Annotated in this window: 12 protein-coding genes; 4 read left to right on the top strand and 8 right to left on the bottom strand. The window is 64.5% G+C overall.

Going from position 1 to position 12,813, the window contains the following annotated elements; genetic code table 11:
* The first annotated feature begins 40 nt into the window (after positions 1 to 40).
* Positions 41 to 814: a 23S rRNA (guanosine(2251)-2'-O)-methyltransferase RlmB gene (rlmB, locus tag JJ896_13670; GenBank protein ID MBO6780697.1), complete on the top strand. Its 774-nt coding sequence runs from the start codon at positions 41 to 43 to the stop codon at positions 812 to 814.
* Between the two features lie 85 nt (positions 815 to 899).
* On the opposite strand, the gene JJ896_13665 is transcribed toward rlmB, so the two are convergent.
* The 8 genes from JJ896_13665 to JJ896_13630 form a co-directional block, all read right to left on the bottom strand.
* A complete protein-coding gene (locus JJ896_13665; GenBank protein MBO6780696.1) occupies positions 900 to 1,160 on the bottom strand; it encodes a hypothetical protein in 261 nt (86 codons plus the stop codon).
* A 169-nt stretch (positions 1,161 to 1,329) separates the two neighbouring features.
* On the bottom strand, positions 1,330 to 3,648 hold the full coding sequence (locus JJ896_13660) for a hypothetical protein (protein MBO6780695.1): 2,319 nt from the start codon (positions 3,646 to 3,648) through the stop codon (positions 1,330 to 1,332).
* Positions 3,645 to 4,664 carry a flippase-like domain-containing protein gene (locus tag JJ896_13655; protein MBO6780694.1) on the bottom strand — a complete coding sequence of 340 codons (1,020 nt, stop codon included), beginning with the start codon at positions 4,662 to 4,664 and terminating at the stop codon, positions 3,645 to 3,647. Before JJ896_13655 ends, JJ896_13660 begins: the two co-directional genes overlap by 4 nt.
* Positions 4,665 to 4,682: 18 nt before the next feature.
* On the bottom strand, positions 4,683 to 5,318 hold the full coding sequence (locus JJ896_13650) for an outer membrane lipoprotein carrier protein LolA (protein ID MBO6780693.1): 636 nt from the start codon (positions 5,316 to 5,318) through the stop codon (positions 4,683 to 4,685).
* Between the two features lie 72 nt (positions 5,319 to 5,390).
* Entirely contained in the window at positions 5,391 to 6,554 is a 1,164-nt protein-coding gene (locus tag JJ896_13645) for an aminotransferase class V-fold PLP-dependent enzyme (GenBank protein ID MBO6780692.1), read from the bottom strand.
* 53 nt (positions 6,555 to 6,607) lie between these two features.
* The gene (locus tag JJ896_13640) at positions 6,608 to 7,156 is read right to left on the bottom strand and encodes a hypothetical protein (protein MBO6780691.1); all 549 of its coding nucleotides are present in this window, start codon (positions 7,154 to 7,156) and stop codon (positions 6,608 to 6,610) included.
* Between the two features lie 98 nt (positions 7,157 to 7,254).
* Entirely contained in the window at positions 7,255 to 8,097 is an 843-nt protein-coding gene (locus JJ896_13635; GenBank protein MBO6780690.1) for a hypothetical protein, read from the bottom strand.
* A 77-nt stretch (positions 8,098 to 8,174) separates the two neighbouring features.
* The gene (locus tag JJ896_13630) at positions 8,175 to 9,395 is read right to left on the bottom strand and encodes an Nramp family divalent metal transporter (GenBank protein ID MBO6780689.1); all 1,221 of its coding nucleotides are present in this window, start codon (positions 9,393 to 9,395) and stop codon (positions 8,175 to 8,177) included.
* Positions 9,396 to 9,472: 77 nt separating this feature from the next.
* Here JJ896_13630 and JJ896_13625 point away from each other — a divergent pair, with 77 nt between their 5' ends.
* Genes JJ896_13625 through JJ896_13615 form a run of 3 tightly spaced genes read left to right on the top strand, consistent with a single transcriptional unit; the run spans position 9,473 to position 12,731 of the window.
* Entirely contained in the window at positions 9,473 to 10,576 is a 1,104-nt protein-coding gene (locus tag JJ896_13625) for a dipeptide epimerase (GenBank protein MBO6780688.1), read from the top strand.
* Positions 10,573 to 11,649 (top strand): DUF1611 domain-containing protein, encoded by a 1,077-nt coding sequence (locus JJ896_13620; protein ID MBO6780687.1) that lies wholly within the window; start codon positions 10,573 to 10,575, stop codon positions 11,647 to 11,649. Before JJ896_13625 ends, JJ896_13620 begins: the two co-directional genes overlap by 4 nt.
* Positions 11,646 to 12,731 (top strand): hypothetical protein, encoded by a 1,086-nt coding sequence (locus tag JJ896_13615; GenBank protein ID MBO6780686.1) that lies wholly within the window; start codon positions 11,646 to 11,648, stop codon positions 12,729 to 12,731. The genes JJ896_13620 and JJ896_13615 overlap by 4 nt, the downstream gene beginning before the upstream one ends.
* Positions 12,732 to 12,813: the final 82 nt, after the last annotated feature.

Below are 12,813 nucleotides of genomic sequence, written 5' to 3'. Positions count from 1 at the left end.
AAGTTGATCGGTCAGCATCAACCAGTATACGAGCCCCATCGTGGCCCGAAAAAAGCAGCCTGAAGCCACCGTAATCGCGGGCAGAAACCCGGTGCGGGAAGCCCTCGAGCGTGGTCAGCAGTTGGAGAAGCTCTACCTCCAGAACGGCATGGACGGGAGGGTGGCTGCCCAGCTGCGCACGTTGGCGAAGCAGTCGGGCACCCCCGTGCAGTCGGTCCCCGGACAGCGTCTTGAGCGGCTGGCTCCCGGTGTCAACCATCAAGGCTGTGCCGCCGTGGTCGCCGAAGTCGCGTACCGCGACGTCGACGAGATGCTGCGGGAGATTGCGCCGGATCATGATGCGGTGAAGTCCAGCAAGCCGCTGGTCCTCATCCTGGACGGGGTCCAGGATTCGCATAACCTCGGAGCCATTCTGCGCTCTGCCGTCGCCGCAGGCGTCAGCGGTGTCATCCTGCCGACCCGTGGATCGGCCGGAGTGAACACGGCGGTGATCAAAACAAGTGCCGGCACGGCACGCCGCATCCCCATCGCCCGGGTGGACAACGTGACGGATGTGATCCAGCAGCTGAAGGAGCGAGGCTACTGGGTCGCCGGCGCGGACGGAGGAGGAGAGGAAACGGTCTGGACTATGGATTGGGACCGTCCCACAGCGCTGGTCATGGGCAGCGAGGGGGAAGGCATGCGCGCAGGTGTCGCAAAGGCATGCGATTATCGGGTGTCAATCCCCATGCGCGGTCCAGCCGAGTCGCTCAATGTGTCGGTTGCGGCCGGGATTCTCCTGTTCGCCGCGGTGCGTGGCCGCGACAAGCCTTGAAAGTCGAGAGCGTCCCAAGGGAGGGAAGTGCGTCGTCCGAGAGAGGGCCCTTTGACAGGGCGGTGGGACGCCGTCGACCGGGCTTCTAGTGGCGTTTGCCGTTCAGTTTGTAGACGATCTTCCGGATCGTATCGAACTGCAGGTAGGGGTAGGATTCTCGCAGATTCTCGATGGCGTCGTAGGCGGTGACGTTTTGGTCACGCATCCTTCGGAAACGCTGCCGGATCTGGAAATCACGCACGCCCTTTTCGCTAAGGAGATTGTGATCTTCGAGGACGCTGTAGACCTCGTCGCTTATCAGGCCGGAAAGCGGATTCTTGAGGTCCGTATCAGCCACGGCTTGCATATCGTTTCGCTGAAAATGGAACGTTTGGGACGGAAGCGCCCGTCGGGGGACTTCGCAAAAAGAGGGTAGGGCAGCCCCTGACCCCTGCAAAGTGAATTGACCTGAATGGTGCGGCCCATGGCGCGAGTTGCAGTCACGCCGGGGCGGTCCGAGCGGCAACAAACCAGTCTCAGAGCCCTGCCGCCAGATCCTCCAGACACCCGCGCACGCCTGCATGGGATTCCATTTCTGCCAGTCGTTCAACGGCAGGCCGATTGCCGGAAATCAACAGATGTCCCGCTTGTCGGCATGCGTTCCACCTGACAGTCCAGGCCCTGGCGCCGAGCAATTCGAGCACACGGATGCGAAGCGGCCTGGTCGTCTCTAGACCGTCGGCCAGCATCAGTCCATCGCGTACGAACTCGGCGGGCGATTCCGGCGCAGTATGTGTGAGGAAGTCGGCCGCTGTAGCGACCCCGAGGCGCACGAGTTGGGCCAGGCCTGCTGCCCTGACTACGCCCTCCTCGGACGGCGTGATCAGGGCAGCCCGGGCCAGGCCTTCCGCGCCCGGTCCGCGCATGGAGCTCACGGCGGCCGCCTGGACCGCGAAGGCTGTGTCGCGCTGCGCGACCGCCTCGATCAGGCCATCGGCATCCCCTTCCGGATACCGGGAAACGAGGGCGCCAATAGCCGCATGACGCACTGCAGGGTCGAAATCCTCGAGCAGCGTGGCCAGCAAGCTGGTGAGGGACGCCGAGGGCGGGAGAGAGGCCGCCGCTGCCGCCAGCCGCGCCCGGACCGATGCGCGTTCTTCCTGTTGGAGGGCCAGGCGGAGCGTAATGCCCGCCGCAGGATCCGCCGCAACACGGCTGAGGTCCGCGGCTGCGCGCAGTCGCACGCCCAACCCGCCGTAGCGCAGTCGCGCAGAAACGTCCGCAATATCTCCGGGCGGGGGGTGCACCTCGGCGATGAGCAGTCCGTCAGGGTCCAGCGTCACGTACCGAGGCGCGAAACCGGTGTTCAGGGCCACCGTGGCCTCGCGCTCGTCCAGCGTGGCGGCTGCGCGATCCGGCTCCCCAAAGGGAAGCCATTCGATCTCCGTTTGCAGCGGAAATCTGGAGGGTACCAGCGGGCCTTCCTGTGTCTGTGTGATTTCGACCACGGTGTGTTCGGCGTCCGCGTCCCACCGATAGGCGACCTGCAGCTCAGGGTGACCGGCCGCGAAGACCCAGGTGTCAAAAAGCGCAGCAACCGGTCCGGGCCCGTCCGGCTCGAGGACCTCGAGCAGGATGCCCGAGTCAATCGCTTCAAAGCCGTGCCGCGCCAGCAGACGTCTGACATCCGCCCAGAATGCGGACTCGCCCACGAACTCCAGTACCCGGTACATGACCAGAGGGGCCTTGGCCAGCGCATGCAGGTCCAGCAGGTCCTCCGGTTGCACGTAGCGGTCCCACACCAGGGGCCGGCGGAAGGAACGCGTTTCCTGGAGATACGCCGCCATCAGGGCGAATCGAGCCTCAACTGTCGCTGCCGGCCCCACGCTATCCGCCAGGTAGCTGAGGGCCATCGCACCCGCGAGCGCCTCGCCCACCCAGCGTTCAGCCCACCAGTCCGGTGCCAACGCAATGTGGGTCCACTGCCGTGCGGTGGCTGCCGCCAACTCCAGGTCCTGGTCTGTCAGTCCGGAGCGGGCGCTGCGCACACGTTGTTGGCTCAGAATCAGCAGGCCTGGCAAGACGCGTTCTGAAGACCCGGGGACCAGGGCCACGGCGAGACCCTGCCACGGCAGGCGAAATCCCGTACGGCGCTCAAAGAAGGCATGGGCCTGGGCGATGTCGTCTCGCAGGCGATCCGCATCCCCATCAGTCCCTGGCGCCAGATGCAGGACGACCGCGTCTTCTCCCTGCGCCTCGAAGGGGCCGGCCACAAAGCCGAGCTGCTGCAGGTGGACCGCACGGGCCGGTGTGATGCGATACACATTGCTGGTGTCCGCGAGCGCCTGCGCCGTGGGTACGGACCATCCATCCGGCACGGCGATATCCAGGGCAGGGACTCGGAACCGGTCTCCAGGGTCGTCCGGGATCGGCAGCCATCGACGTTCTGTGATCAGGCAGCAGTCGGGGTCGGGTGGGGCGAAACCGGCTCCAGGCAATACTCGATACCAAACGTCCAGGAAGGAGGTGCGCAGGTCATCCAGGCCTTCGGACAGACTGACGATGAGCGAGTCGCCGCGCACGACCGAGAGCGCCGTATCCCCCCCCGCTGGAGTGACGAATACAGAGTCAATCGTGAGGCCGTGTGTGGGCCAGGCAAACTGAAGCACGCCGCGCTCTGTCGCGGAGAAGGCCGCACGGAGGTGCGCCTGCAGCTCCGCTCCGCGAGCGTCGACGGAAAGCGTAACCGACTGGATGTCCACCACACGGTCGGGATAGCCCCGGACCGGCGGCTCTGTCTGCGCAGATGCCGCGGTAGCCGCGCCCAGAAGGGCAAGCAGGAGCCCGTTCCTCATCGCCCGTGAGTATCTCCCGGGCCCGCGACGTGGAAGCCCATGCCGAATACGAAGACGGCACCGGTCACGACGTAGATCAACAGTTGGCCCGTGTGAGTGAGGATGGCGTACGAGGCGGCGGCGTCTGACGGAAACGCATACAGGACCACCAGGGACTGGATGGTAATGTAGTGGTAGGAGCCGATGCCTCCGGGCGCCGGCACCAGCACGCCAATTGCTCCCAGCAGCATCAAACCCCAGGCGTCAACGAGGTCCACCCCAAAGGTCTCGTGGAAACCGAACATGACAAAGGGGATGAAGGCCATGAGCCCGTAGCCCAGCCACATCAGTACGGTACTTGTCAGCAGTTCGGCGCGACGCGGGGTGCGGGCCACCGTCATCAGTCCGTCCCGGAGGGCAGAAAGCATTCCTGCCAAACGGCCGTCCCGGGCGCGGCGCAGCCAGCTGATGGCCAGCACGCCACCGACGACCAGTACCAGCGATCCGAGCCCCACCAGCAGCGGTGAGACCTCCGGAATCCGGTCGGCCAGAGGTCGCCAAAGCAGTTCCTCGATCTCGCCCAGCCGACCTGCAAACACCAGGGGCAGCGTCGCAAAAGCCAGGGCCAGGGTAACCACATCCAGGGCGCGCTCGGTGATCACTGTGCCAAACACGGGCACGAAGTCCGTGCGGTATCGCCGGGACACGCTCGCGCTGCGGACCAACTCTCCAACGCGGGGGGCCACGTAGTTCGCCATGTAGCCCATCATGAGTGCACCAAACGCTCCCAGCACATCGACAGGCTTTCTGGAGTCCTCGGCAGGCAAGGCGTGAAGCAGGAACGTCCACCGCCACGCCCGGAGCCAGTGGGCGCCCAGGGTGACGGCCGTCAGCGGAAGGAGCCACCAGTAGTTGGCACTCCGCAGGTCCTCCATGACCCGAGAGAACTCCACGTTTCGCAGGGCCAGCCAAAGCAGTAGCCCCGCAAGCGCAAAGCTGCCCAGGCGGGTCAGAATCTCGCGCAGCCGCTTGTTCAAGCCGATCCGGTGGGCTGGTTACTGATCCGCGCGCAGATCCACGACATCGGCGCCTTCCGGGATGTCGAACCGGAAGGTGGACGCCGGCAGGTCCGGGTTCTCCGTGATCTCCGAAAGGCGGATGTGCAGATTGACCTCGTTGGCATCGTCGATGCGCATTTCCGTGATGATGGCGTCGCGGTCCCGCACGATGAGCTCCACGGAGCGGAAGTAGTCATCCGGGTCGAGCGGCGTCAGTGCTACCCGCCAAATGTCAGCATCGCGCACAGTGCCCGCCACCTCGAAACGTTCATCGAAGTCGTACAGAAACTGGTGAACGGAAAAACTGAACTCGTCCTCCAGGCGGTTGTCAATCAGCACCTGATTCTCGAGGGCATCATAGATCCAGGATGTGACGCCGTCGGTGACGACGGTGCGGCTGCCGGTCAACACCCTGTAGGCATCCCCGCGAAGGAATATGGAGCCGGTGATCGTTTCGGTCTCATCCTCGAACAGGGTCGAGGTCATGGTCTGGCGAAACCTGGCCTGCAGCGTTTCCAACTCCGCGTACCGTTCGAGTATGCGCGGCACAATGTCTGTGGACTGCGCGCTGGACGGCTGTCCGGTCAGGAGGACAATCAGCAGCAGGAAAGCAGTCGTAATCGGTCTTTTCACGTCTGAATCGGTCAATTCAAGTGGCTAGGGGACGTGATGCAAGGTGCGTGCCCCATATGAGCCGAAGGCTCGTCAGGCCGCCACGCCATGATGAACCCGGAGTCCCTCGATGAGTGCCGCGACGTCCTCCTGCGTGTTGTACACGTTTGGCGACACCCGGACCGCATCGCCCCTGAGAGAAACGGACACGTTCCTTCTCGCGAGGGTTTCCTTGAGGGCTGCCGCATCCGATCCGGCCGGAAGTCGCAGGCCAAACAGGTGGCCCGCGCGGCAGGCATCGTCTTCTACCTCACAACCGAGGTCGCGGGCGGCCCGAACGATGGGGTCTGAGAGCGCATCGCAGTACGCCTGGATCCGGTCAATGCGCCATTCGCCAAGCAGGCGCAGTGCCTCGAGCAGCATGGGGGCGAGGATGAAGTTGCTGCGCTCACCCACGTCGTAGCGTGTGGCCAACGGGCCGTATTCGTCGCGGTAGCGCACGAGACCGGCGAAGTCTTCGGAGTTCTTTCGGGAAATCCAGTTCTCCTCAAGCGGTACGCCGCCGTCGAATCGCGGGCCGAACCACGCAACACCCAGACTGTAGGGCCCGAGCAGCCACTTGTACCCGGCGCACACGAGGGCATCGGGGCGGATGCGCTGGACGTCGATGGGATACGCGCCGACCGATTGCGTTCCGTCTATGATGAGCGCGGCAGAGACCTCCCGGCAGCGTCTGGAAATGGTCTCCAGATCAAACACAGTGCCGTCGGCCCAGTGCACGTGGGGCAACGCCACCACCGACGTGTCGCGGCCGATGGCGTCCAGAAGCCGCTCGTTCCAACGGCGGCCGCGTCCGGGGCCTGGTCCGGGCTCCACGTGAATGAGCGTGGCGCCATTCTCGCGCGCCAGTCGTGACCACGTGTAGATATTGCTGGGAAACTGCTCTCGCAGCGTGAGAATCTCGCCGCCCCGGGCGACGCGCAGATTTCGAGCGGCTGTGGCCAGCCCGTAGGATGCCGCCGGAATCAGGGAAACGCGGTCGGGTTGCCCGGAGCCAATGAGCCGCGCGAATTCTCGGCGGATGGCCTCGCCCGTGCGAAAAAAGTCCTCCGGTGAAACGCCCGAAGGCACCCGCTTCATGCGGATGCCCTCGATTCCGGCCTGCTCCACACGGCGCGCCATGGGCGCCATGTAGGCACAATTCAGGTAGTGGTGCTCATCGGGCAGGAAAAATGCCTGCCGCTGGCATTCGAGCATGGCTCCGCGGGTTGGGTCGAAGCCAAGATAGGTGGCGGCGCTCCGGGCGCGCGCTACTGGTTGTCGTCCGGGCGGACTACGATGCGGTAGCGGTGGCGACCGGTCTCGTCCTGCGATTCGAGCACCTCGACATCCCCGTCGAACAGGGACTCCACGTGCAGGCGCGGGGCCTCGAAGTCCAGATCGCGTTCGATATTGCGCGCTGCGCGGCGGGCCTCCTCCAGCAACCGGTCGATATCCACCAGTTCGGCCTCATCGACCTCGATGCGGGTGACGTCGCCGTCCTCGAATCGCCATGCGAAGCGGCCCCGCTGATGGCGGGCGTGGTTCTGGAGCTTCTCGACCAGAAAATGCTCGTGGTAGCGCTTGCGATCGTCGTCGCAATTGTCCTCGCTCCAGTAGTTCCCATCGCCCTCATGCACGTGCACGTCCCAGCCTCCGCTCTGGCCCAGGCCCTGAACCTGGAAGGCGTGGTGCACGGTGTGCCGATCCTCGAAGAAGCGCTGCTTGACGAACGAGGCAATGTTGGCCATGAAAAGAATGAGCGCGCAGATGCTCAGTCCCATTACAATCTGATCGCGGCGGTTCGTCGGGAATTCCATGGCTGATTCGGGTCTTGTGAGATTCGCGCTTCGGGCGACTTCCGATGGGTCAGGGACGAGAGGGGCGTCTCATTATTGCGCAAGGGCGAGAAAATGGGTCATTGCGCCATGCGTTCGAGTCGGCGCAGCGGCAGATCGTCGATGACCTCGGAGAAGACGTCCTCATCGAATTGTCCGCGTGCGTCCATGGCTATGACAAAACGCTCCCGCACGACCAGAATGCCATCAAATTCGTCCGTGCCGTGATTTTCGCGGTGCGAAATGCGTGCAGGATAGCCTGCAATGCGCGTGGTGCGGGAGTGATGGTTGTCGCGATAGCGGGGAGAGATGGAGTCCAGCAGGCTCTCACTCTTAGAGAGAAAGCCTTTCAGGGTGCCCAGATCGATGATCTTGAGCTCAATGCGTTTGTGGCCGTCGGCGTACTTGGCTTCGGCCTGGGAGACATGCAGCCCCCATTTGCCCGATTGGTCCATGTTCGAATTGTAGCGCTCGAGGCCGAGCACCTCGTTCGGAAGCAGGTCGCGCAGCGCCTCTGCGTCGGCAACGACGGCAGTCTCCTCATCCTGAAGAGCGCGGCCGACATCCTCCATGACGCGTCCGATGGTTTCGGCGACGCCGAGTTCTTCGAGGGAGCGTTCCGCTTCGCGCTCATAGGAGTCCGACCACTCCCGCTCGAGGTCTTCGGAGGCGTCGCGCATTCGTTCGCGGGCACGATCCAGCTGCTCACGGGCCTCGGCGAGCTTTTCTTCCGCCTGGCGACGGGCATCGCGCAGGTCGTCTTCGGTGCGTTGCCGCACATCGCGGAGGGCCTCTTCCGCTTCCTTGCGGGCCTCGGCGAGTTCCTTTTCTGCGCGTTCGAGATCGCGTTCCTGGGAGTGGCTGTCCTGGGCGCAGCCGCTGAGGGCGACGGCAAGCATGAGTACGGGGACCAGGATGCGCATGGCGGTAGCGGTTGGTTGCGGGGAGACTCGGGCTACGACCCCCCGCTAAAAAAGTGACACCTCAAATCCGGGAAAGTTTACAGGCTGCGGGCCGCTACCCACAGAAAAAACAGCAACGTCACCGCCAGTCCCGACACGGCCAGGGGCCCGTTTCGGGATTCGCCGACCAACGCGCCGCGTCCATTCAGGAGCAGGAGCGCCACCGCCAGCAGGGGCAGAAACGCTGCGCCGACGACCGCATACAGCAGTTGGGCCTGGCGAAAGGGCGTCAGGAGACCGAACGCGGGCACGGTAGCGAGGCCCCAGAGATACCACCGATAGGCACGCGTGGTGCGCAGGTCGCTGTACTGAATGCGGCGCATGCGCGTCCAGAGATCAGCGGCGAGATACGGCACGGCCTGCCAGACCCCCAGCAGGCTCGAGAACACGGCGGCCAGCGCGCCAATAAGGAAGACCACACGGGCGATGGGCCCCAGGCGCAACTCCAGCGAATCGGCAAGTCGCACCAGGAGATCGGCACCACCTCCTTCCGTGGTGATTGTGCTGCCGATAATCACCATCGCGATGCCGAACAGGATTGTCGCGCCATAGCCCACGGCGAGATCCAGTCGACACGTGCGCAGGAATGACAGCCCTCGGCGACCCTTCTCAGCGATCCAGTATCCGTAGCAGAGGATGGTCACGGTGCCGCCCACCCCGCCAATCAGCCCGACCGTCCACGCCAGACCCTCGCCCTGCGCCTCCGGAATCCGGGGGACAAACAGACCTGAAAGCACGGCCGGCCACCCTGGCCACAGGGCCGCGGCAGTCAGGAGCACGGTGACGAACATCACGGCGATCAGCGTGCCCATGGTGCGTTCAAACAATTGGAAGCTGCCCCGACGCGCAAGAAGCAGACCTGCAGCGCTGGCCGCCAGCCCGAAGACGACCTTGGCGGTGGGTGCCTCCATGACAGGCATGAGGGCGTGCAGGGCAACGCCGCACGCTCCCATCAGCGCGGCACCCACGAAGTAGCTCCAGAGGATCAGGTACGGGATGAAGACCCAGGCGACGGCCGGACCCAGGTGCGTGACAGCCCCGGCGAGAAAGGTGGTACCTGTGGCCAGTTGCCAGCGTGCCAGTCCCTCGTTGAGTACGAACTTGAACACGCCCCCGACCACAACGGCCCACAGCACAGCGGTCCCGAGCTGACTGCCAGAGAACGAGGCGGTCGCCAGGTCGCCCGCCCCGACGCCGGTCGCAGCGACCAGCAGCCCCGGGGCAAGCACGGTGAGAAGGCGGGAGACACGGCTGGACATATCGTAAGGTCGCCGGTGCGGACTTCGGCGCGCAAGCATGCGCTGTGCTAGATTCGCGGCGCCTACCAGCACCCGCCATGGTCGTCTCCAACGTTGACCTGATTCGCGCGGAACTCCCGTTCCACGCCCCATTTCGGATCTCGCTGACCGAGTCCGCAGGAACGGTCAATCTGTTCGTTCGCCTGACCAGCGACACGGGCATGGTCGGCCTGGGCGAAGCCAGCCCATCGCCCGCCATCACGGGAGACACGGTGGAGTCCATGACTGCGGCAGCCCGCACATTGGCGCCTGTGATCCTGGGTCGGCCTGCGCATGACGTGCGCGGGGCCGATGCGGCCATGACGGAGGCCGTGCCCGGACAGACCACCCTGCGCAGCGCCTTCGATATGGCGATGCACGACCTGGCCGCTCAACAGGCAGGCATGCCGCTGTATGCCTGGTTCGGTGGCCGGCGGGAGTCGTTTCCCACCGACAACACCGTAAGCCTGGACAGTCCCGGGGTCATGGCGGATACCGCACGGCGTTTCCTCGAGCAGGGATTCCGGGCCATCAAGATCAAGGTCGGCACTGCCGTCGATGAGGATGTCGCGCGCATCCGAGCCGTGCGAGAGGCCATCGGACCGGACGTGCCCCTGCGGGTGGACGCCAACCAGGCCTGGAGCGCACCGCAAGCGCTGGAGGTGTTGACGGCTACGCTAGAGTGTGACGTCGAGTACTTCGAGCAGCCCGTGCCGCGCCATGATGTGCCCGGCCTAGCCACATTGAAGAAACACAATCTCGTGCCCATCATGGCGGACGAGTCGGTGTTCGACCATCGGGATGCGCTGGCACTGGTGAAGGCGGATGCTGCCGACCTCTTGAACATTAAGCTTTCCAAGTCCGGAGGACTCGTTACTGCGGGGCGTATCGCCGCCGTGGCACACGCGGCAGGACTTCCGTGCATGCTGGGCTGCATGTCCGAGACCCGCCTGGGTCTGACCGCGGCAGCACACTTCATTTCCGCGCACCGCATCGTTCGGTTCGCCGACCTGGACAGCCACGTGGATCACATTACCGACCCGGTGGTCGGCGGCATGCGCATTGAGGACGGACTGGTTCAGCTGCCGGATTCACCAGGCATCGGGGCCACGCTGGACCCGGATTTTGTCGCCTCGTGCCCGACCGAGACGCTCGCCTCATGATGGATCTTCCCCCAATCCCCGCCGCGGCTGCCGTATTCACCAACGGCTTGCTGGACCGGGATTTTGCCAAAACGTGCCACGGTCTACTGAGAGGAAGTGCACGGTTTCGTCCGCTGGTGGTGCTGGACCGGAAGTTTGCCGGTCGGGACGCGGGGGAGGTCATGGACGGACGTCCCCGCGGTGTACCGGTATATGCTACTCTGGAAGAATGGCTGGGCGAAGGCAATCCGAATCCGTCCTATTTCGTAGTCGGCGTGGCGTTTTCCGGTGGCCGCCTTCCGGCCTCCTGTAGGCCCGACATCCTGGATGCGCTGGCCCGGGGCATGACCGTGGTCTGCGGCCTGCACCAGCTGTTGGGCGATGATCCCGAGCTTGCTGCGGCCGCTCGCGCAGGCGGTGGGCGCCTGGTCGATATCCGCCGTCCGAAACCCGTTGCCCATCTGCGCTTCTGGACCGGGTCCATCTACGGCATCGGCGCGCAGGTAGTCGGCGTGCTCGGTACCGACTGCGCGGTTGGCAAACGCACCACATGCCGGTTCCTTTGGGAAGCCTGCAATCAGGCCGGTATACGCGCGGAGATGATCTATACCGGACAAACCGGGTGGATGCAGGGATACCCCTTCGGCTTCATTTTCGATGCCACGCTCAATGACTTCGTGGGCGGCGAACTCGAGGGTGCGATCGTAGCATGCGACCAGGCCACCTCTCCAGAGCTCATCCTGGTCGAAGGGCAGGGCGCGCTTCGCAATCCGAGCGGTCCATGCGGCTCAGAAATCATGCTGTCCGGCAATGCCCGCCACATCGTATTGCAGCATGCGCCCGGCCGCTCGACATTTGTCGACCAGGAGGCGCTGGGCACCCGGTTGCCTACCGTCGAGCAGGAAATGGCGCTTATTGCTGCCTACGGCTCCCGCGTAGTTGCCGTCACGCTCAACGGCGAAGGCATGGACTCCTCCCAGCTTGATGCGTATCACAACGACCTGCAGTCCCGACTGGACGTTCCTGTCGTACAGCCATTGCGAGACGGCGTCGCCAGGCTGGTAGACGTGCTTCGCACCGAGGTGTTGTCGTGAGCTTCTACCGAACGTACCTGCTTCCCGGTCTGGTATTTCAGAGCCTGGTGATCGGCGGAGGCTACGGCACCGGTCGGGAACTGGTGGAGTTCTTCATGCAGGAGGGACCGGTAGTCGGGCTGTGGGGAATGGGCATCGCCACGCTGATTTGGGGCGTAGTGATTGCGCTGACCTTCGAGCTGTGCCGATTGGGCGGACATCGCGACTACCGTTCGTTCCTGCGAGGCCTCCTGGGACGCTGGTGGCCTTCCTACGAGGTGGTGTATCTGATCGGCCTCGTCCTGGTGGTATCGGTTCTCGGGTCCGCAGCCGGACGCATTGCGGCTGAAATGACCGGGGCGCCGGACCTGGTCGGCAACGCGTTGGTCATCGCGCTGGTGGGCGTGCTCGCCTTCTACGGCACAGGCCTCATCGAGCGTGTACTCAGCGTGTGGTCCGTCGCTCTGTACGCGGTGTTTGCGGCGGTCGTTTTGGTGGCCCTTTCCGAATTGGGCGATGGCGTGCGCGCCGCCCTCACCGAGGCGCCGAATGAAGGCTCCTCGCTTCGTGCGGGTGCCCGGTACGCGGCCTACAACGTTGGGCTTGTGCCGGCGATTCTATTCGTCACACGGCACCTGCCCTCACGACGCGCTGCCCTGATTTCAGGTGGCCTCGCGGGCGTGCTGGCGATGCTGCCCGGCGTGCTGATCTACCTGGCCATGCTTGGGGTGTATCCGGCCGTGTTGACTGAGCCCGTTCCTTCCGACTTCGTACTGGCAACGTTGGATCTGCCGCTGCCTCGGCTCGTGTTCCAGGTAATCCTCTTCGGCACATTTGTCGAGACCGGGATCAGCCTGGTGCACGGTTTCAATCTCCGGCTGGACGGCATGCTCACCGAGCGGGGACGAAGCCTGAAGCGATCGGAGCGCATGGCGGTGGCGGCCGGCATGCTGGTCGTGGCACTATTCGTCGCGGACGCGGTCGGTCTGATCGCCCTGATTGCCAGCGGCTATGGTGCACTGACCTGGGCATACTGGTTGGTGTTCGTGCTGCCGGTGCTGGTGGTGGGTCTGCGGCGTCTGCTCAAACCGGCCGTCGGCTAGCCCGCGGGCGGTCGGCGAACCAACAGGTACCTTCGGTGGACGTGTCGGGGGCCGCGGCCGCATTCAGCTAGGTTGGCTGGAA

It is taken from the genome of Rhodothermales bacterium, from assembly GCA_017643395.1.
GTDB lineage: Bacteria > Bacteroidota > Rhodothermia > Rhodothermales > UBA10348 > JABDJZ01.
This window is presented reverse-complemented; position numbering and strand designations above follow the sequence as displayed.

Bases quoted from the DNA above. Each gene is read 5' to 3' on its own strand.
- JJ896_13665 (MBO6780696.1), bottom strand. From the start codon at position 1,160: ATGCAAGCCGTGGCTGATACGGACCTCAAGAATCCGCTTTCCGGCCTG.
- JJ896_13660 (MBO6780695.1), bottom strand. From the start codon at position 3,648: ATGAGGAACGGGCTCCTGCTTGCCCTTCTGGGCGCGGCTACCGCGGCA.
- JJ896_13645 (MBO6780692.1), bottom strand. From the start codon at position 6,554: ATGCTCGAATGCCAGCGGCAGGCATTTTTCCTGCCCGATGAGCACCAC.
- JJ896_13640 (MBO6780691.1), bottom strand. From the start codon at position 7,156: ATGGAATTCCCGACGAACCGCCGCGATCAGATTGTAATGGGACTGAGC.
- JJ896_13635 (MBO6780690.1), bottom strand. From the start codon at position 8,097: ATGCGCATCCTGGTCCCCGTACTCATGCTTGCCGTCGCCCTCAGCGGC.
- JJ896_13630 (MBO6780689.1), bottom strand. From the start codon at position 9,395: ATGTCCAGCCGTGTCTCCCGCCTTCTCACCGTGCTTGCCCCGGGGCTG.
- JJ896_13625 (MBO6780688.1), top strand. From the start codon at position 9,473: ATGGTCGTCTCCAACGTTGACCTGATTCGCGCGGAACTCCCGTTCCAC.
- JJ896_13620 (MBO6780687.1), top strand. From the start codon at position 10,573: ATGATGGATCTTCCCCCAATCCCCGCCGCGGCTGCCGTATTCACCAAC.